The sequence below is a fragment of the Ruminococcus bovis genome, assembly GCF_005601135.1.
GTDB classification, from domain to species: Bacteria; Bacillota; Clostridia; order Oscillospirales; family Acutalibacteraceae; genus Ruminococcoides; species Ruminococcoides bovis.
Genome location: NZ_CP039381.1, coordinates 2,389,999 through 2,411,474 on the forward strand (window position 1 = coordinate 2,389,999; position 21,476 = coordinate 2,411,474).

Genomic DNA, 21,476 nt, shown 5'->3' on the forward strand with positions numbered 1-21,476 from the left:
AACTATTTCTCCTTTAGCTTAGTTATACAAACTTTATCTGATGAAATATTTAAAGTTTTTGTAACTGATTCCAGTACAGTTTCTTTTATTTCAGGATTATTTGCACCTGTACAAATAACAAGTACACCTCTAACTGCAGGTTCAATCTCTTTTACTTTGGTATCATCTGTATATATTTGTTCTGCTGAGTTTTCCATTGTTATCATCACCTTTGCTGTTCCTACTCCTTCTATTGACTCAACCATATCTTTTATTCTTGTTTCTTGGGTAGATTGATAATCACTTATGGAACTTGGGTTTATAGTATCATCACTACTTTTACCTGAAAAAAATGCAGAACAAAATATTAATGCAATTCCTATTATTCCAATAATATAAATCACTCTTATTAAATTTTTATCTTGCTTAAGCTTTTGTAACTTTTCTTTCATTTACTGCTCCAAAATTATCTGTGGTGTAACACTGAAATTTTCTTTAATAAGGTTAGTTATTTTGCTACTTGTTAACTGATTATCATTAGTAATATATATGCTGATTGACTCAATAATTATGCCATTATTTTGGTCTGTTTTTAGAGTTACTACTGCATTATTTATATTGATGTTATTCTGTTCTAGGATTGACTTTACAGATTTTTCTAGATTGTTTTTTGTTGTAGAAAGTACTTTGCTATTATATTCTTCCGATATTTTCGTTTCATTAGGAATATTGATATTTATTTTATTATTTTCCGTAAATAGGGACTTTATTGGCATTATCATAGTAATTACAAGTACAGTAGATATTATTAAATTAAGAGTCTTTCTGGTAACACCCTCAGGTACTAAAAACTTTACTAAAATACAAGCCACTGTACATATGCATAACATTACTGCTGTATTACTGATTAAGTTCATGTACCATTCCCCATTGTTAAAATTATTGCAGTACTGATTACATAAATAGCCATTACACATAGGATAATTACAAGTAAAGTAGTAAGTACAGTACTGCAAGATTTTATAATTGATATTGGTCCTTTTATACCTAGCATATTACCTATACCACTAGTTATATTTAGCGAGATTATCCACAATAAACAATGAATTATAATAGGTAAAAATACAATCATTACACTTATAATTACAAAGACACCCAGTCCGGTTTTCAGTAAACACATACTACCTTGAATAGTTTTATAAGCCTCAGATAAAGCTGAACCTACTATTGGAATAAATGATGATAAAGTAAACCTAACTGCCCTGGTGGAAATTGAATCTGCTGATGTGGTAATTAAAGTTTTAAAGGTTAATAAACCTGAGAAAACTGTCATTGCAAAGCCGATTATCCACTTTATAATTTTAGATATTTCATTTATTATACCTTGCATATTAAGGTCAGAAGAAATTGCAGAAGTAACAGAAAGTCCCAAAAATACACTTAATAAAGGTGAAACAATATTCTTTGCAATATAGGTAACACTTTCACCAACCATAACAACTAATGAATAATATGATGCACCTGTAATACTTTGTCCATTTGTAATTAAAATTACTGCCATAATGGGAATATACAGTAACATAAAACTACCGGCATTGTTAATAGACTCTATTGCTCTATTAATAACAGAAATTACAGGTGATGAAATTGAAAGGGTAACTACTAAAACAAAAACTGTATCTGTAATACACTTAAGTTCTCTATTCTTTAGACCATCCCTAAAATTATCAAATACTGAATAAATAAGAAGTAAAGAAAGAATTAGTGCTGATGAAGAAAATGGTGTTACTCCCTCATCATTTACAATATCAAAAATTTTGTGAAATACATTTGAAAAAGATATATTGATTATACTGTTGTAGTCCTTTTCATCTACTCCAAAATTTTTTAGAATTTCTTTACTTTTATCATCAAGGCTATCGGTAAGTGTACCAGCACCGATTTCTTCCAAAGCATCAGAATATGTACTTGCATAACATTTTGTTGTAAGTGAAAGTGGTATTAAAAGTATTATAAGAATTACAACTATCTTTTTCATTGTACACCTGCTAAAGATAGTGAGATTTTCAGCACTTCTTTAAATAAAGGAATTGCCATTACAAGGGTAATTACTTTACCTGCAAATGAAATTTGTGAGGACAATGAATTACAACCACTTTCCTTGCACATATCACAACAAAATTCCGTTAAGAAACATATACCTGTACACTTTAGAAGAATTGTTACATACTCAGTATTTATATTTACACTTTTAAATAGAAGATTTATGTAATCAACTACATCAACAATATAGTCAAGAATATAAAGTAAAACGATAATTGAAGTTGTTATTATTATGATTAATGATATTGATGGATGGGTATTTTTTAAGGCAATAGAAAGTACAAATGCAACAACTGCTACCGAACAAACTAATAAGATTTCACTCATAAACCAAACACCGATTTTATTGTGTCAAATAATGTACTTATTTGTGAAATTATCATCATTAGTGCTACTATCAGACCCATTATAGTGGTTAACAAGGCTTGTTCTTCTCTTCCACTACGAATTAGCAATTGATTTAGCACTGCAACAATAATACCTATTGCTGCAATTTTGAATATCATATCTACTTCCATAAAATCACCTTAAATAAATAACACTACAAATGCCAGTCCTGAAAATAGACCTAACATTCTGTAGAGTTTTCCTTTATTTTTTATATCTTCTTTTGAGAGTCTATATTGTTCCGAAAAAAGTTCTTGATACATTTTTATATGGGATAATTCTCCATTAATATCTGTTGTTCCTAAATCTTTGAAAAATGATAATAAAAGTTCTTTGTCTTTATTATTAAAATTTAGATTTTCAATAATTTTTTCATAGTGGTTATTTTCTGCATTTTTAAGTGGTGCAAGTTCATCATCAGCTATGTTAAAAACAATTTCTTCTATATCATCTTTTCTAAAGGTTATTGTTGCTTGTAATCTATTTAGGAACAGAAGTATTGTGGAAAGGTATTTTCTTCTTCTTTGCAATTTATAGGACATATAAAAGCCTATTGAAGTAAAGAAAGTAAATGCAAAAAACAAACCTATATATTTTAAAATCAATTTATTTACCAAATTCTTTCATACTGATTATTGAGTCAACTGTACAAGGTGTACCTATATTTTTCAGCATTACAACTGAAGAAAAACTGTTAAGTTCTTGCAGTTCCTTAAAAATCACTTTGTTCTTTAGTTCAAAGGGTGATGATGAATGAATGGTAGCTATGAAATTAACACCGGAATTAAGTCCATAAGAAATTGCTTTTACTTCTTCTTCGGTAACTATTTCATCACAAACCACATAGTCAGGTGCCATATTTCTTACAGAATGTTCAATAGCATCTGTCTTTTTGTACATAGAATACACATCACAGTTGCCTAAATCTTTGGTTAACTCACCTCTATAGGTAGAAGAAATTTCATTACGGCTATCAATAACACAAACTTTCTTCCCATAATTTAGAGAAAGTTCTCTTGCTAAATCCCTAATTAATGTTGTTTTACCTGAACAAGGTTTGCCACAAATTAAGATACTGCCAAAATTATTATTCAGTTGTTCAAGTAAATTTCTACTGCAACCTATATACTCTCTTGCAATTCTAATATTTAAGGAAGTAATATCCTTTACATTAACTAAGCCACCTTTAGAATAGACACCTGTACCTGAGATACCCATTCTATGACCACCATTAATAGTGATGAAACCATTTGAAATTTCTTGCTGACGGTTATACACAGAGTATGTACAAGCTTTTGTAAAGGTTTCTGTAATTTCAATCTTAGATACTTTAATGTAGTTTAGGTTGTTGAACAAATCAGCAGTAAAGGACTTGTCCGTTAAATAATAAGTTACACTTTCACAAGTTAAGGCAACCGGTCTGTTGGTTCGTAAACGAATTTCCTGAATATTCTCCTTGATTTCACTAGGAAGTTTACTGATTGAAAGTACAATTCTTTCCGGTAAAATCTTGAAAATATCCTTTAACACATCATAAGTTTTGTCCATAAATTTCATTCCTTTCTGTAAATCATATGTTTATGGGCAAAAAAATATGACTACTAAAAGATAAACAATTAGTAGTCATAAAATAAAATTATTAAATTAGCTTTCTAGCATATTTAGAAGTTGTTCTTCTGTAATAATGGTAACACCTAAGTTTTGGGCTTTAGTTAGCTTACTACCGGCTTCTTCACCGGCTACTACATAGCTGGTTTTTTTACTTACAGATGATGAAGTTTTACCACCGGCATTCTCAATCATTTTAGAAGCCTCACTTCTTTTTAAAGTTGGAAGTGTACCTGTTAGAACAAATGTAAGACCGGTGAATTTGCCTTCTTCTGACTTTTTCTCTACAGGTGGCATCTTTACACCACATTCTTTTAGTTCTTTTATTAGGTTGATACTTTCTTCATGGCTAAAATATTCTACAATACTTTCAGCCATTACAGTACCAAAACCATCAATGTTGGTGTAATCTTCTACTTTGCTATTCATTATATTTTCAATGGTTAAAAGGTTATCACAAAGTAATTTTGCAGCCTTTTGACCTATATGACGGATACCTAAAGCAAAAATAAGTCTGTAAAGCTCTTGTTCCTTTGACTTTTCTATAGAGTCAATTAAGTTTAAAGCTGACTTTTCAGCCTTTCTTTCAAGGCCTAAAACATCCATAGGAGTAAGTTTATACAAATCTACCGGTGACTTAACCAAAGAAGAATTTACAAGTTGTTCAAGTACTGCCGGACCTAAGCCCTCAATATCCATTGCATCTCTGCTTACAAAGTGGATTAAGTGTCTTAGTAACTGTGCCGGACATTCGGTATTTGTACAACGGATAGCAGCTTCTTCACCATCTCTTGTAACTTTGCTACCACAAGATGGACATACTGTTGGAAATACATAAGGTACTGTATTTTCTCCATGAGATTTTAAGGAAACAACTTCAGGAATAATCTCACCGGCTTTACGGATAATTACAGTATCACCAATACGAATATCCTTTTCTTTAATAAAATCTTCATTATGAAGAACTGCTCGGCTAACAGTAGTACCTGAAATAAATACCGGTTCAAAGATACCTACAGGTGTTAATGCACCTGTTCTGCCAACATTAATTTCAATATCAAGCAATTTGGTTTCTTTTTCTTCCGGTGGGTATTTATATGCCTCTGCCCATTTTGGAAATTTAGCAGTTGCACCTAATAATTCTCTCTGAGAAAAATCATCCACTTTAACTACTGCACCGTCAATAGGGAAACCAAATGTACCACGAATATTATTGATTCTTTCAATTTCTTCAATAACATCTTCCATATTGTCATATCTATTATAGAATGGAGCAGTTGGAAAACCCAGTTCTGTTAAGTAATCAAGGCTTTGCTTATGGCTTGTTAAAGTTACACCTCTGATTTGCTGAATATTAAAGACAAAAATATCCAGGTTTCTTTGAGCAGTAATTTTAGAATTTTTCTGTCGCAAAGAACCGGCAGCAGCATTACGAGGATTTTTGAAAGGCTTTTCTTCGTTATCCTCTTGAATTTTCAGAAGTTTTAGGAAGTTATCATCGGACATATAAACTTCACCACGAACTTCAAGATACTCAGGTGCATTCTTTAGTCTTTTAGGTAAAGACTTAATTGTGATTAAGTTATCTGTAATATCTTCGCCAACAAAACCATCACCTCTTGTAGAACCTCTGACAAACACACCGTTCTCATATTCACAAGAAACAGAAAGTCCATCAAACTTAGGTTCAACAACATAAAGTGGATTTTGTACTACTTCTCTGACTTTACGGTCAAAGTCAAGTAATTCACCGTGACTAAATGAATCGTGAAGGCTCATCATTTGTACTGTATGAGTAACCTCACTAAACTTTTCACCGGCACTACCACCAACCTTTTGAGTTGGTGAGTCCTTCTTTAAAAGTGTCGGAAACTGCTTTTCAAGATCCTCAAGTTCTCTTAAAAGTTTATCATATTCATAGTCACCGATTTCAGGGTTATCCTGATTATAATATAAATTGTTGTGGTAGTTCAGAAGTTTGGTTAATTCTTCTACCCTACTTTTCGCATTATTAATATCCATAATTATCTTTTATTCACTTCAGAAGTGCCCTTTTCTCTTAAATATGTTGACTCTAAGTCTGCAAGATGAAGTTTTACTGCTAATGGGTATTTATCGTATGCCTGGCTAATAGAAAAGCCACCACCTTCATCAAAACCACCCATATGCCAACGAATTGCCATAGCTTCATCTAGTCTTAGACGCATTTTTCTTTCAATTAAAAATACTGACTTTTCACCATGACCATATGGAAATTTATCATCAATGGTAAAGTAAGGAACTTTCTCCCATTTACCTGTTTCTTCATTTTTAGAATTACGCATACTTACTGTATAAAATTCAGCTTTGCACAAATCGTGAAGTAAAGATGAAATAGTGAAACTTTCAATATCATCGGTTTCTTCATCAAAATGTTTATCCATTAAAGTGTGATATACAGAAAGTGAATGTGCACAAAGACCACCTTCACAAGCATTGTGATAACGGGTACTTGCAGGTGCTGTGAAGAAATCTGTCTTTTCAATCCACTTTAGCAGTTCTTCACTACCTTCTCTGTGGATATTTTCTTTATATATTCTGATAAATTCTTCTTTATTAGTTTGGATATCAAATGTGTTCATATTCATCTCCTAAAGTAAATTCTCATCATATACAGCTCTTACGCCACCAATAAACTTTGGTCGAGTACGAGCAGCAATAATTCTTGCTTCACCGATAAATTTATTCTTTAGCTTTAGAGGTACTGCAGTTTCTTTTAGGTGCATACCGATTAATACACCACCAATATCAATACCGGCATCAGCCTTAATATGTTCAACCATTACAGGGTTATCAAACAGTTCATAAGCAGTTGTTGCTGATGAACCACCTGCCTTTGGCTGAGGAATTACATTTACCTGTGGTAAAGATAATTTATCAGCAAGTTCCTTTTCTACTACTAAAGCTCTGTTAAGGTGCTCACAACACTGTACTGCCATATAAACACCCATTGACTTTAGCTTTGGATAAAAAACGCTATAAACTTCTTTAGCTAGGTTAAGGTTGCTATCAGTACCCATAGGATTACCGTGAATTTCTGATGTTGAACAACCGATTACAAGAATATCACCGGACTTTAGCTTTGCCTTTTCAATTACTTCATCAAATACTTCTTTTGTTTGTGACTTTACATCTGTTTTCATAATACTCACCTCAAGTAAAATATATCACAAAATAAAAATATAAAATGCAAATTAAGGCACCATAACGGTGCCTTTTTTCGCAAAAAAGAGGCATCAATAAAGATGCCTCTCAAAAATCAATTATTCAGCAACTTCTGCTGTATCTTCAGCTTTGTCAGCTTCTTCAGGTAGAAGTGCACGCATTGAAAGAGAAACTCTCTTCTTATCAAAGTCAATAGCAATAATCTTTGCTTCAACTTCCTGACCTACAGAAAGAACATCCTGAGGCTTGTCGATTCTCTTGTTAGCAATCTGGCTAATGTGAATTAGACCGTCAATACCAGGAATAATGTTAGCAAATGCACCGAATGTTGTTAGACCAACAATCTTACACTTAACTACAGAATCAACTGGGTATTCATTCTTAAGAATGAACCATGGGTTGTCTTCTTCCTTCTTATAGCCTAGAGAAATCTTCTTTGTTTCTTCGTTAATGTCCTTAATATAAACTTCAACTTCGTCACCAACATTAACTACTTCTGATGGATGCTTAATTCTTGACCAGCTTAGTTCGCTAATGTGAATCATACCATATACGCCACCGATGTCAACGAATGCACCGTAGCTTGTTAGAGACTTAACAACACCCTTGTAGTGGTTGCCAACTGCTAGTGTTTCTAGTAGCTTAGCCTTTTCTTCAGCTCTCTTTTCCTTTAGAACAGACTTAATAGAACCGATAGCTCTCTTTCTTCTGCCCTTTCTTGAAACTTCTAGAAGTCTGTACTGTACTTCCTTACCAACTAGTGCTGATGGGTCTTCATCTCTTGAAAGTGTAGCCTGTGAAGCTGGGATAAAGATTCTGTTGCCCTTTAGCATAACGATGATACCACCGTTAACAGCTTCGATAACCTTACCTGTGAAGATTTCGTCGCTACCGTTAAGTGCTTCTAGTTCTTCCCAATTCTTCTGAGCGTCAACTCTCTTCTTAGAAAGCATAATTGTGCCTTCCTGGTCGTTAGTCTTCATAATTAGAAGTTCAACTTCGTCGCCAACCTTTAGAACATCCTGAGCAGTTACAGTTGGGTCATATGAAATTTCGTCTTTTGGAATAAAACCAGCCTGTTTTCTACCAACATCAACTGATACATCGCCATTAGGAGCGATGCTCATAACAGTACCCATAACCCTCTCATTTGTATTCATACTCTTTAGAGATTCTTCTAGCATCTCCTCAAAGCTTAGTTCATTTTCATTTACGCTGGATGTATTTACTTCACTCATCTTATCCAGTACCTCCTTAATAATCCTTGCCGGTGTAGATGCACCTGCAGTTACGCCAATACTATCTGCTTTCTTCACCATTTCAAGTGGGAGTTCATCAGCTGTTTCAATGAAAAAAGTATTTTCACAGTTGGATGAACAGATACTATACAGCTTGAAAGAGTTGGAACTGTGCTTATCGCCAATAACAAACATTAAGTCAACCGACTTTGAGATATTGGCTGCTTCTCTCTGACGTATAGACGTTGCATTACATATTGTATCAAAAATTTTTGTATTTGTATAGACATTTTTCAAACTTTTTAAACTTTTTTCCCATTCTTTTAGGTCAAAAGTAGTTTGAGCCACAATTTTTATAGTTTTATAATTCTTTTGAGGAATTATACTAAATAATTCCTGTAATTCCTCTTGATTTTTAAAGGTGTAACACTTTGACTTACAGTGTCCCATTATGCCTTGAACCTCAGGATGATTCTTGTCACCGGCAATAATAACTATACTATCATCATCTGTTTCACTTACAATTTTATGTATTTTAGAAACAAATGGACAAGTGGCATCAATATAGTCAAGATGTCTTTCATTAATTTCATCAACAATAGACTGTGGCACACCATGGGAACGAATTACAATAGTTTCATTCTCTTTAGCTTCACTAATCTTATCTATTGTTCTGACACCTTTTTCTCTAAGTTCATTAACCATTTGCATATTATGGATAATAGGACCTAAAGTACAAGCCGGTTTCTTTTCGTCAATCAATTTATAGAGAATGTTTATTGCTCTATTTACACCAAAACAAAATCCTGCTGACTCAGCAACAATAATCTTACTCATTACTTATCTTTTCTATCCATTTCTCTAAATTTTGAGATTTGCTCCATAATAATTCTTGAAGCCTCTCTATATTCTCTTGGTGATGGTTCTTCATCATTTGAGAATCCAAGTTCTTCATATGAAAGTGGTTTACCAATATGGATAACACGCTTTGCAAAAATATTTTTCTTGTTACCGACAACTGTGATACACATTGGTACAACCGGTGCTTTAGTTTGACGGGCAATTACTGCACAACCACTTCTTGGTCTCATAAGTTCACCGGTTTTTGTTCTGCCACCTTCAATGAAGATTGTCATAACTTTACCGTCATTGATTAAATCTTCACCTGTTGCAATAGCTTTACCGTCATTTGCACCTCTTGTAACAGGAAATGCACCGAGTATCTTAATCAGTCCACCAAAAAATTTATTTTTGAACAATTCTACTTTTGCCATAAAATAAACTCTTCGTTTATGAGTTAAACCAACAAATACAGGGTCTGTATTTGAAAGATGGTTAGATGCAATAATATAACTACCGTTCTTTGGAAGTTCACATTCTCTGATTACTGTGTATCTATATAGCAACTTAAAAATACAAATTACTATAGCTCTACAAGCAAAATAAAAGGCTTTATGCTCTTTAATTTTTATAGGTTCATTGTTTGTTACATTCTGTGTTTCTTTTTTCTGTTCACTCATTACATTCTCTCCTTTATAACTCTTAGGAGAAGTTCCTTAGAACCTTCAAAGTCATAGTCACTTGTATCAACAAGAACACTGTCCTCTGCAGGTTTTAGTGGTGCAATTTCTCTATGACTGTCTTGATAATCTCTCTGATTAACATCTTTTAGTACTTCTTCGTAAGTTGAATCAATACCTTTTTCAATATTTTCTTTGTGTCTTCTCATAGCTCTTTTTTCAGGAGAAGCAGTTAAGAAAATTTTAATCTTGGCATCCGGTAAAACAACTGTACCAATATCTCTGCCATCCATAATAACATTATCGCTTTTAGCCATATTTCTCTGTAAATCAAGAAGAAATGCTCTTACTTCAGGAATAGCAGAAACTGCTGAGGCAAACATACTGGCTTCAGGTGTTCTGATAAAACTTGAAACATCTTCACCGTTAAGTAGAACAATCTGTGTACCTTCATCATTAAAACTTAGCTTAACATCAATATCATTAAGCATTGAGATAATCTCTGCTTTATCTTCTTTCTTTAGTCCTTTACGAGATGCTGCAAGACCGATTGTTCTATACAAAGCACCTGTATCAACATAAATAAAAGAAAGTTCCTTAGCAACTTCCTTAGATAGTGATGACTTACCTGCACCTGCAGGTCCATCAATAGCAATAGCAATAGACATAATTTTAACCTTCCTTTATAGCACTGTAATATCCTGCAAGTCTACCGGTAGAAAAGGCAATTTGCAAGTTAAATCCACCTGTATAAGCATCAACATCAATAACTTCACCACAGAAAAATAAACCTGAAAGGATTTTGCTTTCCATTGTTTTAGGGCTGATTTCTTTGGTAGAAACACCACCGGAAGTTATAATTGCTTCTTTGATACTGCCAAGGGACTTAATTTTACAGTAAAATTCTTTAAAATTTTATTTAGTTCCTGTCGTTCTTCTTTTGTAATTGAATTACATTTTTTAGTTGGGTCTATGCCCCACATTTTTAAGACAACAGGAATAATCTTCTTAGGCAATAATTTGCCTAGTGAATTATTAATTTGATTATTCTTATGTTCAGAAAAATCTTTTTGAAGTCTTAAATCTAACTTTTCTTCTGACAAAGCAGGTTTAAGGTCAATGGAAATTTTATAACTTTTCTTTTCAAAATTTCTCATATGAGAACTTGCTGAAAGTACAAGTGGACCTGATACACCCTGATGAGTGAAAAGCATTTCACCTTGTTCACTAAAAATTTCTTTGCCATTTTCATAGGCTGTAAGATTAACATTCTTTAGTGAGAGACCTTGAAGCTCTTTGCAAAATTCATCACTTGATATTAAGCCCACTAATGATGGCTTTATTTCTGTAATAGTATGACCTACAGTTTTAGCTAATTTATAACCATCACCTGTTGAGCCTGTACCCGGATAGCTCATACCACCGGTAGCAATTATTACACAATCGGCATCATACTTATTACCTTTAGTATCAAGTACACCACTGACTTTACCGTCAGAAGTTAAAATAACCTTTGCAGTTGACTCAATGATTTTCACACCATTATGCTTTGCAAAAGTATAAAGTGTATCTGCAACATCCATTGCTTTATCTGAAACAGGAAAAACTCTGTTTCCTCTTTCAGTTTTAGTTTCTAGTCCTAAATCGTTAAAGAAATCTATTGTATCTTGGCAATCAAAATTATTAATTGCACTGTATAGAAATCTTGGATTAGTAGGAACATTTGCAATAAATGTATCTTTGTCACAGTTATTTGTAATGTTACATCTTCCCTTACCGGTTACTAAAATCTTTCTACCGGTACGGCTATTCTTCTCAAGTAATATAACATTAGCACCATAATATGCAGCAGTACCGGCAGCCATAAGGCCTGATGCACCACCACCAATTACAACTACATTAGGCATATTATTTATTGTCCTTTTCTTTTTCTCGTTTAGTATAAACACCTTGCTTTGTCCAAACTTCTTCAAGCTCTTGGAATGTGTGTTTAACCTTTTCTTTCTGTTCAAGTACACAAGCAACAACCAGTGCATTAATTAGTGAAAGTGGTGCTACCAAAGAGTCAACAACTGATGCCATATCACTTCTTGCAATAAGTACATTGTTGGCACACTCTACTAAAGGTGAAGCCATACTATCGGTAATGGCAATAACCTCAGCTTCTCTTTCTCTGGCAAATTCCATAGCCTCTACAGCTGTAGTGGAATATCTAGGGAAACTAATACCAATCATTACATCATCCTTTGAAATTCTAAATAGATTTTCATATGTTGAACTTTTGGATGTTGTATTGATAATATGTACATTACCGTAAATCAGTTGTAGGTAATAACCTAGGAATGTTGCAAGTGATGAAGTTGAACGAACTGCAAAAACATAAATTTCTTTTGCTTTAGAAAGTGCTTTTACTGCATTGTTAAAGTCATCATGAGAAATTTCTTCAATTGTTCTTCTGATTTTGTCAATATCGGAATTCAGAACAGAAGTAAGAACATCATTGTCGCCTATTCTTGTTTCGGTAACTTCAATTCTCTGTACAGAAGTTAACTTCTCCTTAATCATTTCTTGCATAGCTTTCTGCAATTCAGGATAGCCCTCATAACCAAGTTCAGAAGCAAATCTAACTACTGTACTTTCTGAGACACCAACTGTTTCACCTAGCTTTAAAGCAGTCATATAAGCTGCTTTATCGTAGCTTTCTTCTATATACATTGCGATTCTTTTTTGTCCTTTAGAGAAAGAATCCATTTTCATTTCTATTCTTGTTAATAGATGTTTAACCATTATTCTATATACCTCTTTATATCTTTACACAATTAATTTTATTTTAACACAAAGAAATAATTTTTTCAATCTAAATTACACCAAAATAAATGGTAATATTTTGTAGGTTTATGAGCCTTTGAAACAATATAAATTATAAATTGCAAAATCTTGCAAAAAACACTTTAGTATGTTAAAATAATCACATCCTAATGAAAGGAAGATTTATAATGATTGCAATAATTGACTATGGTGCAGGTAACATTCAAAGTGTTTACAAAGCACTGAAATTTATTGGTGCTGACTGTAAAGTTACCGACAATAAAGATGAAATTTTAAATGCTGATGGTGCTATTCTTCCCGGTGTTGGTTCATTCGGTGATGCAATGGACACAATGACTAAGAGAGGTATTAAAGACACTATCATTGAATACACAAAAAGTGGCAAACCATTCCTAGGTATTTGTCTTGGACTTCAACTTCTTTTCCCTGAAAGTGAAGAAACTCCCGGTGTAAAGGGTCTTGATATTTTCAAGGGTACTATTACAAGAATTCCTAATCAAAACAGAACTTTAAAAATTCCACATATGGGTTGGAACAATATTTCTATTAAGCAAAAGGACGGTATCTTCAAGGATATTGAAGGTGAACCTTATGTATATTTTGTACATTCATTCTACTTAAAAGCACAGGACAAGGACATTGTTGCTGCTACAACACAATATGGTGTTGAGATTGATGCTGCTGTACAAAAAGGCAATATTATTGCCACACAATTCCACCCTGAAAAAAGTGGTGAAGTTGGACTAAAAATGTTAAAGAACTTTGTGGAGATGGTTAAGTAATGTATGCTAAGAGAATTATTCCTTGTCTTGATGTAAAAAACGGTAGAGTAGTTAAAGGTATGAGTTTTGTAAACCTTGTTGATGCCGGTAATCCTGTTGAAGCTGCTATTCAGTACGACAAAGAAGGTGCTGATGAACTTGTACTACTAGATATTACTGCTACAAGTGACGGCAGAGATACTATGGTTGATATTGTCGAAAAGGTTGCAAATTCTATTTTCATTCCTTTTACAGTTGGTGGTGGTATTCGTACAGTTGATGACTTTACTACAATGCTAAGAGCAGGTGCTGATAAGGTTTCTGTTAACTCTGCTGCTGTATACAGACCTGAACTTATTAACGAGGCATCTTATAAATTCGGTGCTCAATGTGTTGTTGTTGCTATTGATGCTAAGAGAAAAGGTGACTCATGGGAAGTTTATACTGCCGGTGGCAGAACACCTACAGGTATTGATGCAGTAGAATGGGCTATTGAGGCAGAAAAAAGAGGTGCAGGTGAATTACTTGTAACCAGTATGGATGAAGATGGTCAAAAGCAAGGATATGACCTAGGACTTACAAGAGCAATTTCTGAAAAGGTAAATATTCCTGTTATTGCTTCCGGTGGTGCAGGTGCATATGAACACTTCCTTGATGCTTTTGAAAAAGGCAAAGCAGATGCAGTTCTTGCAGCATCACTATTTCACTTTGGTGAAATACCTATTCCTAAACTTAAGGAATATTTAAGAGAAAATAATATTTCTGTTAGACTATAATATTAAAATTTCAAACTATAAAATTAAGGCACAACTGATAAACGGTTGTGCCTTTTACTTTGCTATTTCAAAAAGTCTTTTTGCATTTTGATTTATTTTATCTACTGCAAAATCTCCGACTTTTTTATTTATTAATTCAAATGTTTCACCATAAGTTGTTGGTGAATTTCTAATCATATTATGGGCATCACTTCCTATAAAGTGAATTAAATCCTTATTAAGTAGTTTTTTAAATTTTCTTAATAGTGCTTTATTCTTATAAGAAACTGCATTTGTTTGGAACATTACACCTTCACTTGAAAGTTTCTGTAATAATTTAGGATTTTTAATTAAACTTTCATATCTTTCAATATGAGCTAGTATTGGCATTACACCATATTGATTTATAATTCTAAACAAGAATTCATATGAACTTCCCGTAAAGGTAGTTGAATAAGGAAATTCCAACAAAATATAATCACTATTGCCGTAACAAACAGGCTTTAGCGACTTGTTATTCATTATAATATCCGTTACATAAACCTCAGCACCAAGACAAAATTCTATATCACTTGGTAAACTTGGTTTCAATAAATTAAAGGAACTTTCCCTACGAGATAGAAAGGACTCCATACTCTCTTGATGGGTATAGTAATGAGGAGTAAGGCAAATATGCCTTACTCCTTGGTTATATAAAGTATTTATAATATTGACACTAACATCCACATTCTCTGCACCATCATCAATCTGTGGCAAAATGTGTGAATGAACATCATATAAATTCATAAAATACCTCAAAAATTCTTATGCAAGAGCCTTACAAACTAGGTCGCCCATTTCTGAGCAAGTAACCTTGTTCTTACCTTCTTCGTAAATATCAGGAGTTCTGTTTTCTGCAAGAACCTTATTAACTGCATTTTCAATAGCTTCAGCAGCCTTTGGTTCATTTAGAGAATACTTTAGCATCATTGCAACAGAAAGAATTGTAGCTAGAGGGTTAGCAATATTCTGACCTGCAATGTCAGGTGCTGAACCATGGATAGGTTCATATAGACCTAGGCTAGAATCTGATAAAGATGCTGATGCTAACATACCGATAGAACCAGAAATCATTGATGCTTCATCAGAAAGAATATCACCAAAGATATTGTTTGTTAGGATAACATCAAACTGACCTGGGTTAATAACAAGCTGCATAGCTGTGTTGTCAACATATAGGTGGTTTAGTTCAACTTCAGGATAATCCTTTGACATTTCGATTACTGTTTCTCTCCATAAACGAGATGCTTCAAGAACATTAGCCTTATCAACAGAAGTAAGCTTTTTGTTCCTCTTCATAGCCATTTCAAAAGCTACCTTAGCAATTCTCTTGATCTCGGAAACTTTGTACTGTTCTGTATCGTATGCTTCAACTTCACCGTCAGCTTCTCTTCTACCTCTTTCGCCAAAGTAGATACCACCTGTTAGTTCACGAACAACCATAACATCAAGCTTATCACCGATAATTTCATCCTTTAAAGGTGAAGCACTCTTTAGTGGTTCAAAGATAACAGCAGGGCGTAGGTTAGCAAATAGACCTAATGCACCACGAATACCTAACAGACCTGCTTCAGGTCTTTCTTTACCTGGTAGCTTATCCCACTTAGGACCACCAACTGCACCAAGAAGTACAGAGTCTGATGCTTTACATTTATCAATAGTTTCCTGAGGTAGTGGAGTACCCTTAGCATCAATTGCTGAGCCACCTAGTAGAGCCTCATCATAATTTACCTGAAAACCATATTTATCAGCAACACAATCAAGTACCTTAACTGCTTCATTAACAATTTCAGGACCGATACCATCGCCCTTTAATAGACAAATATTGTACTTATTCATTTTTAATCTCCTTCTTTATTAAAAAACTCTGTTAATATAATATCACAAAAAAATACATATGTAAATATTATTCCTCATCATCTTCCTTAGGTAGAGGGATTTTTTGGAACACTTCCGATACTTTATCTCTCTGCCACAACATTGGAGTAATACGGATAGAATAACCGTAACCACCATCCATTACCCAATCAAATGGCTTAGCCTGTGGCAAACCGTAAATAGCAAGTAGTGTCATAATTACACCACCATGAGTTACAATAATTGCATCAGTTGTACCGGTTTTCATAAGACCTGTAACAATATCCTCAAACATATGACAAATTCTTCTTGTAAAGTCTGCTGAGCTTTCGCCATGTGGTGGTTTCACTTCGCTACTGCCACCAATCCACTGTTTAAACAGTTCATCATCCTTTAACTCATCAGCAGTTTTGCCTTCCCATTCACCAAAGTTACATTCAGAAAGTTGGTCAATAACAATAGGTTTCATATTAGGATAAAGAATCTCACAAGTTTCTTTACATCTTTTTAATGGACTGGTAAACAGTGCAGTTGCACCTGGGTACTTCATATTGTGGTCAAGTTTCTTAAGCTCCATTTTGCCTTTATCGGAAAGTGGAACATTGGTTGTACCTATATATTTACCTTTATGAGTTTCATCAATATTTCCGTGACAGATAAAGTGTATATAGTATGATTTCATAATTACTCCAATCTTTACAAATAGTTTATTTTGTATTATACTCATAGTATAAGGATGTGATTATATGAATAATACATTTGGTAGTATTATCAGTTATCTTAGAAAAGAAAAAGGAATCAGCCAAAAGCAAGCCTCAAGTGACTTAGGAATCAGTCAAGCACTTCTCTCCCACTATGAAAAAGGTATCAGAGAATGTGGTCTTGACTTTGTTGTAAAAGTGGCTGATTACTATAATGTTAGTTGTGATTATCTTCTTGGCAGAACAAGTGAAAGAGATGTTATTGCTATTAGTGATGGCACTAAAAAAACAATAACTGCTGAAAATCCAAGTGAAAAAATCATAATGGACAGTATTGATTTTACCTACAGAATTCTCTCGGAAATGAACCACAGAGATATTACAAGATGCACCACAGAAATGTTAATGTGTAGTATTTACAATGTAATAAGACTACTTTACAGAAACAACAATCTTAATAATGAGGAATTCTTTACACTTACTAAAGAAAGTTGCAACTGTTATTCCGAGGCTACTTATCAGCACAGAAAAGGTAGGCTAACAGACAAAATAAATGAATTTAGCAAAAGTAGAAGAAATGAAAACAAAGTTTATCTCTCCTACGATATTATCAATAAAAAATATGATGATATAGCCAGTTCTGTATTTAACCTTGTTCACAACACAGAAAGAATAATCAAAAAATAATATTATAAAAGGTGGGAATTTATCCCACCTTTTTTAGTTTAAATTAGTTATCGGCAGAACCTGTATTTGGTTCAGTTGAAGTTGGTTCAGCACCTAAAGAAACCTTAATTGTAACAGTTTTACCGTATTCGATTTGGTCACCTGACTTTAGGTTCTTATAGTCGATTACAGTATTGTTAGGATACTTTGAGTTATACTCGGTTTCTTGCATTACAAGTACACCTGTATCTGCAAGCATTGTTGCAACTGTCTTAATATCCTTACCGGCAATATCAGGTAAAGTTCTCATCTTAGCACCTTTACTGATTGTTAGGCTGATATTTACTGCTTCATCTTCGGAAGTAATTGGTGTACCGGCAGCCGGTGTTTGTTCACAAATATAACCTTCTTCTATATTATCGCTAAACTTTTCTTCTGAGTTAATATTGATAATATATTTATCAGAACCCTTTAGCTGACTTTTTACTGATGAATATTTCTTACCAACAAAGTTATCTACTACCGGACCACTCCATGCCTTTGTAGCAGTTGTATCTTGAACACCACCATGGTTGCCATTTACTAAACCAAAACAGTTAGTAGCAACAAGTACTGCACCAATACCAACAAATACTACAAGAGAAATAAGTGCTGCAATTAAAGTAACTTTCTTGTTTTCGTTATTTTTCTTTTCTTCTTTTTGTTGTTTACTTGGGTCGGATAGACTTGCAGTTTTGCTGATTTCTTCTTGAATTGCCTGAGCAGTCGGAGCAACAGAAAGCTGACTTCTAAGTTCATCAAAATCTGCAATTCTTTCTTTTCTGTCAACCTGTAAACCGTTTGCTAAAGCAGTAACAACATGAGGAGGTAATCTCTTAACAGTATTAGTACTCATAAGCAGACTACTATCCTTTAGTCTTTCTCTTGCATTAGCAGGAACATGACCTGTTAATGTATGGAAAAGTGTTGCTGTAAAGCCATAAATTTCGGTAACAATATCAAGAGTAAAGTTCTTTTCGTATTGTTCAGGAGCAGCACAACCACTATAAAGCTGACTCTTTAGTGGAGTACCTCTCTTTCTTTCCATAGCAGTACAGAAACCTGAAAGTTTAAGTTTGCCGTCTTTAGTTATGTATAGGTTTGATGGTGAAACTGCGTAGTGACCGATACCTCTCTTATGAAGTGACTCTAAAGCAGAGATAAGTGGCATAAACAGTGGTCTTGCAACTTCCCATTCAAGTTGTCCGTTATTTCTCTTTAGATAATCTTCAAAGTGGTTCAGTTCAAGATATTCTTCAATTTCATATGCAGTATTGTTCTCTTCAAATATATCAAGAATTTTAATCATTACTGACATATTATTAAGTTCTTGTACAATCTTGTAATATGAAATAAAGTTAGAACGCAAGTTCTTGAAAACAGTTTCATCGTTATATCCTACAACAAGGTCTTTCTCACCTTTTGAACGGTCAAAAATACCGATTGGTAGGAATTCTCTGATAATAACTTTCTTCTTTTCTTCTTTATCATAACCTAGGTAACGGGTACTTTCACCATTTGTGTCGATACCTCTACCAACAATATATCTATCTTTTAAAACAGTATGAAAACCTAGGAAAGGTTCTGGCTGAGTTTCTGTATTATTAAAGCCGCAATCAGGACAGATTTGTTCATCGCCTATTTCTTTCATACAGCCCATACATAGTGCCATACTTCTCACTCCTTTTAGTTATTTTTACACTATTATCTTAGTTTAATGCTTAAAACATTATATCATAGTAAAGGTACATATTCAAGAAAATTTATTACCTTTTGATGTTACAGTTTTGTTAACTAATAGGTGATTTTTTCTTTTCTCTGTCAAATTTTGTATTATTTATTATTATATACATATAGCTTATTTATAGAACTTTTAATAATAAAAATAAAATCCACTAATAGGTTGTATCTTTCCTACTAATGGATTTATTATATAATTTATTATTCTGTAAAAGAATTTAGATATTCTTGTGGATTAGTACAATTCATTGCACTGCTCATTATACAACCACCACTTGCACCGGCATTTCTAATCTTTGAAAAGTTTTCCGGTGAGATACCACCTATTGCATATACAGGGATTGAAACACTTCTGCAAACTTCTTTTAGAAAATCAAGTCCTCTACCCGGCAAACCTTTCTTGCAATCAGTATCAAAAATATGACCTGCTGTAATATAGGTACAACCAAGTTTCCGGGCTTTTACTGCATCTTCTACCGAATGACAAGATGCACCTAAAATTTTGTACTGTGATTTTTCTTTATCAGTAAGTGTTGCAAGAATATGCAAAGGTAAATGCAAAGCATCATGATTTAGCTTTTCTGCAACTTTAGGAAAATTATGCAAGATACATTGAGTATTATATTTATTGCAAATTTCAATTACCTTTTTAGCTAAATCTTCATAGTCACTTTCCGGCAAATGTTTTTCTCTAAGTACAATTGCCTTAGGTTTTGCTTTTGCTAATTTTTCTATGCGTAATAAGTAATCTTCTTCACAGATTGAACTGTTGGTAATAACAATAATATCAGACATATAGGTAATCATTTAGAACAGGTTGCAAGCCTTCAACTGTAATTTCATCATACATTTTCTTTAGGCTACGGTTATCATTAATTTCAAACTGTTCATCACCTTGTTCTTCTTCTGTTTCTTTACCACTATACTTACTTTCGTGATCACCGATACCGGTAGATACACCGGCAGAAACTTTTGTTGCTGCAATCTTTACAATACCGTTTCTAAATTCTGCACTTTCTCTTGAAGAAACTGTAATACCTACATATGGTAAGAAAATACGATATGCACATAGAATTTGGCAAAGTTGAGTTTCGTGTACATCAAGTGGATTAATCTTTTCATTATTGATAATCGGTCTTAGTCTTGGACAAGACAAGGACATTTCTGCATGAGGGTACTTTCTCTGTAAATAATACACATGAAGTGCACTTGCTAAAGCATCTTTTCTAAAATCTGATAAGCCTAAAAGTGCTGAAAAAGCAACACCTCTCATACCACCTCTTAATGCTCTTTCTTGAGCATCAAAACGGTATGGCCATACTCTCTTATGACCTAGTAGGTGAAGTGTTTCGTATTTATCGGTATCATAAGTTTCTTGGAATACTGTTACATAGTCAGCACCACATTTGTGAAGATACTCATATTCATCAGTATTTACAGGGTAAATCTCAAGTCCTACCATACGGAAATACTTTCGTGCTAATTTACAAGCCTCACCAATATACTCTACATTGCTTTGACCTCTGCTTTCACCGGTAAGAATTAAAATTTCTTCCATACCACTATCGGCAATAACTTTCATTTCTTTTTCAATTTGTTCCATTGAAAGTTTCATACGGTTAATATGGTTGTAACAGTTAAAGCCACAATAGACACAATAGTTTTCGCAATAATTTGCTATGTATAACGGTGTAAACATATATACAGTATTGCCAAAATGCTTACTTGTTTCTACTCTTGCTCTTTGAGCCATTTGTTCTAGGAATGGTTCTGCTGCCGGTGATAAAAGTGCCTTAAAGTCCTCTATAGAACAAGTTTCATGTTCAAGTGCTTTTCGTACATCTTTTGCAGTATATTTTGAATAGTCATATGAATTCATATGGTCCATTACATTCTTACAAACATCAGACTCAATAACTTCCATACCCGGCATATATTCCATATGATTTTTACGGTATGATGGGTCATTCTCCAGTCTATGTTTCTTCTCAAGTGCTTTTGGTGACAAAAACTCTGAGTCAATTAAAAATTCATTTTCCATTAGTAGTCA

25 protein-coding genes are annotated in these 21,476 nt (G+C 33.5%); 3 read left to right on the top strand and 22 right to left on the bottom strand.

Annotated elements, in window-relative coordinates; all coding sequences use genetic code 11:
• Positions 1-2: 2 nt before the first annotated feature.
• The 16 genes from E5Z56_RS11305 to E5Z56_RS11375 all read right to left on the bottom strand — a co-directional run bounded on the left by E5Z56_RS11305 (position 3) and on the right by E5Z56_RS11375 (position 12,826).
• A complete protein-coding gene (locus E5Z56_RS11305; RefSeq protein ID WP_138157879.1) occupies positions 3-431 on the bottom strand; it encodes a hypothetical protein in 429 nt (142 codons plus the stop codon).
• Entirely contained in the window at positions 432-896 is a 465-nt protein-coding gene (locus E5Z56_RS11310) for a stage III sporulation protein AF (RefSeq protein WP_175405488.1), read from the bottom strand. It lies immediately after the preceding gene.
• On the bottom strand, positions 893-2,017 hold the full coding sequence (locus E5Z56_RS11315; protein WP_138157881.1) for a stage III sporulation protein AE: 1,125 nt from the start codon (positions 2,015-2,017) through the stop codon (positions 893-895). Before E5Z56_RS11315 ends, E5Z56_RS11310 begins: the two co-directional genes overlap by 4 nt.
• Positions 2,014-2,409, bottom strand: coding sequence for a SpoIIIAC/SpoIIIAD family protein (locus E5Z56_RS11320; protein WP_138157882.1), 396 nt, complete (start codon positions 2,407-2,409; stop codon positions 2,014-2,016). Before E5Z56_RS11320 ends, E5Z56_RS11315 begins: the two co-directional genes overlap by 4 nt.
• Positions 2,406-2,600, bottom strand: coding sequence for a stage III sporulation protein AC (gene spoIIIAC, locus E5Z56_RS11325; protein ID WP_022506138.1), 195 nt, complete (start codon positions 2,598-2,600; stop codon positions 2,406-2,408). The genes E5Z56_RS11320 and spoIIIAC overlap by 4 nt, the downstream gene beginning before the upstream one ends.
• Positions 2,601-2,609: 9 nt before the next feature.
• Positions 2,610-3,086: a stage III sporulation protein AB gene (locus tag E5Z56_RS11330; protein ID WP_138157883.1), complete on the bottom strand. Its 477-nt coding sequence runs from the start codon at positions 3,084-3,086 to the stop codon at positions 2,610-2,612.
• On the bottom strand, positions 3,076-4,017 hold the full coding sequence (locus E5Z56_RS11335; RefSeq protein ID WP_175405489.1) for an ATPase, T2SS/T4P/T4SS family: 942 nt from the start codon (positions 4,015-4,017) through the stop codon (positions 3,076-3,078). Before E5Z56_RS11335 ends, E5Z56_RS11330 begins: the two co-directional genes overlap by 11 nt.
• A gap of 96 nt (positions 4,018-4,113) precedes the next feature.
• On the bottom strand, positions 4,114-6,099 hold the full coding sequence (gene ligA / locus E5Z56_RS11340; RefSeq protein ID WP_138157885.1) for an NAD-dependent DNA ligase LigA: 1,986 nt from the start codon (positions 6,097-6,099) through the stop codon (positions 4,114-4,116).
• A 2-nt stretch (positions 6,100-6,101) separates the two neighbouring features.
• Positions 6,102-6,698 (bottom strand): hydrolase, encoded by a 597-nt coding sequence (locus tag E5Z56_RS11345; RefSeq protein WP_138157886.1) that lies wholly within the window; start codon positions 6,696-6,698, stop codon positions 6,102-6,104.
• A gap of 9 nt (positions 6,699-6,707) precedes the next feature.
• Positions 6,708-7,259, bottom strand: coding sequence for a TIGR01440 family protein (locus tag E5Z56_RS11350; RefSeq protein ID WP_022506133.1), 552 nt, complete (start codon positions 7,257-7,259; stop codon positions 6,708-6,710).
• A gap of 120 nt (positions 7,260-7,379) precedes the next feature.
• Positions 7,380-9,356 carry a bifunctional 4-hydroxy-3-methylbut-2-enyl diphosphate reductase/30S ribosomal protein S1 gene (locus E5Z56_RS11355; RefSeq protein ID WP_138157887.1) on the bottom strand — a complete coding sequence of 659 codons (1,977 nt, stop codon included), beginning with the start codon at positions 9,354-9,356 and terminating at the stop codon, positions 7,380-7,382.
• The gene (locus E5Z56_RS11360; RefSeq protein ID WP_138157888.1) at positions 9,356-10,039 is read right to left on the bottom strand and encodes a lysophospholipid acyltransferase family protein; all 684 of its coding nucleotides are present in this window, start codon (positions 10,037-10,039) and stop codon (positions 9,356-9,358) included. The genes E5Z56_RS11355 and E5Z56_RS11360 overlap by 1 nt, the downstream gene beginning before the upstream one ends.
• Positions 10,039-10,707 (bottom strand): (d)CMP kinase, encoded by a 669-nt coding sequence (gene cmk / locus E5Z56_RS11365; RefSeq protein ID WP_138157889.1) that lies wholly within the window; start codon positions 10,705-10,707, stop codon positions 10,039-10,041. The genes E5Z56_RS11360 and cmk overlap by 1 nt, the downstream gene beginning before the upstream one ends.
• Before the next feature lie 4 nt (positions 10,708-10,711).
• Entirely contained in the window at positions 10,712-10,852 is a 141-nt protein-coding gene (locus E5Z56_RS12270; protein WP_408638797.1) for an NAD(P)/FAD-dependent oxidoreductase, read from the bottom strand.
• A 41-nt stretch (positions 10,853-10,893) separates the two neighbouring features.
• Positions 10,894-11,946, bottom strand: coding sequence for a BaiN/RdsA family NAD(P)/FAD-dependent oxidoreductase (locus E5Z56_RS11370; protein WP_332870309.1), 1,053 nt, complete (start codon positions 11,944-11,946; stop codon positions 10,894-10,896).
• A 1-nt stretch (position 11,947) separates the two neighbouring features.
• Positions 11,948-12,826 carry a MurR/RpiR family transcriptional regulator gene (locus tag E5Z56_RS11375; RefSeq protein ID WP_138157890.1) on the bottom strand — a complete coding sequence of 293 codons (879 nt, stop codon included), beginning with the start codon at positions 12,824-12,826 and terminating at the stop codon, positions 11,948-11,950.
• 209 nt (positions 12,827-13,035) lie between these two features.
• Here E5Z56_RS11375 and hisH point away from each other — a divergent pair, with 209 nt between their 5' ends.
• Positions 13,036-13,650, top strand: a complete 615-nt coding sequence (gene hisH / locus E5Z56_RS11380) for an imidazole glycerol phosphate synthase subunit HisH (protein WP_138157891.1) — start codon at positions 13,036-13,038, stop codon at positions 13,648-13,650.
• Positions 13,650-14,405, top strand: a complete 756-nt coding sequence (hisF, locus tag E5Z56_RS11385; protein ID WP_138157892.1) for an imidazole glycerol phosphate synthase subunit HisF — start codon at positions 13,650-13,652, stop codon at positions 14,403-14,405. Before hisH ends, hisF begins: the two co-directional genes overlap by 1 nt.
• Before the next feature lie 54 nt (positions 14,406-14,459).
• On the opposite strand, the gene E5Z56_RS11390 is transcribed toward hisF, so the two are convergent.
• From E5Z56_RS11390 to E5Z56_RS11400, 3 genes are all read right to left on the bottom strand, one after another.
• Entirely contained in the window at positions 14,460-15,170 is a 711-nt protein-coding gene (locus tag E5Z56_RS11390; RefSeq protein WP_138157893.1) for a CpsB/CapC family capsule biosynthesis tyrosine phosphatase, read from the bottom strand.
• 18 nt (positions 15,171-15,188) lie between these two features.
• Positions 15,189-16,262: a 3-isopropylmalate dehydrogenase gene (gene leuB / locus E5Z56_RS11395; protein ID WP_022506124.1), complete on the bottom strand. Its 1,074-nt coding sequence runs from the start codon at positions 16,260-16,262 to the stop codon at positions 15,189-15,191.
• Positions 16,263-16,329: 67 nt separating this feature from the next.
• On the bottom strand, positions 16,330-16,962 hold the full coding sequence (locus tag E5Z56_RS11400) for a histidine phosphatase family protein (RefSeq protein WP_138157894.1): 633 nt from the start codon (positions 16,960-16,962) through the stop codon (positions 16,330-16,332).
• A gap of 64 nt (positions 16,963-17,026) precedes the next feature.
• On the opposite strand from E5Z56_RS11400, the gene E5Z56_RS11975 reads away from it, so the two are divergent.
• Complete coding sequence (locus E5Z56_RS11975) at positions 17,027-17,668, top strand: helix-turn-helix domain-containing protein (protein WP_232842450.1); 642 nt, start codon at positions 17,027-17,029, stop codon at positions 17,666-17,668.
• 43 nt (positions 17,669-17,711) lie between these two features.
• On the opposite strand, the gene E5Z56_RS11410 is transcribed toward E5Z56_RS11975, so the two are convergent.
• The 3 genes from E5Z56_RS11410 to thiH all read right to left on the bottom strand — a co-directional run bounded on the left by E5Z56_RS11410 (position 17,712) and on the right by thiH (position 21,467).
• Positions 17,712-19,358 (bottom strand): PASTA domain-containing protein, encoded by a 1,647-nt coding sequence (locus tag E5Z56_RS11410; protein WP_138157895.1) that lies wholly within the window; start codon positions 19,356-19,358, stop codon positions 17,712-17,714.
• 269 nt (positions 19,359-19,627) lie between these two features.
• Positions 19,628-20,221: a thiamine phosphate synthase gene (locus E5Z56_RS11415; RefSeq protein ID WP_138157896.1), complete on the bottom strand. Its 594-nt coding sequence runs from the start codon at positions 20,219-20,221 to the stop codon at positions 19,628-19,630.
• Entirely contained in the window at positions 20,214-21,467 is a 1,254-nt protein-coding gene (gene thiH, locus E5Z56_RS11420) for a 2-iminoacetate synthase ThiH (RefSeq protein ID WP_138157897.1), read from the bottom strand. The genes E5Z56_RS11415 and thiH overlap by 8 nt, the downstream gene beginning before the upstream one ends.
• Positions 21,468-21,476: the final 9 nt, after the last annotated feature.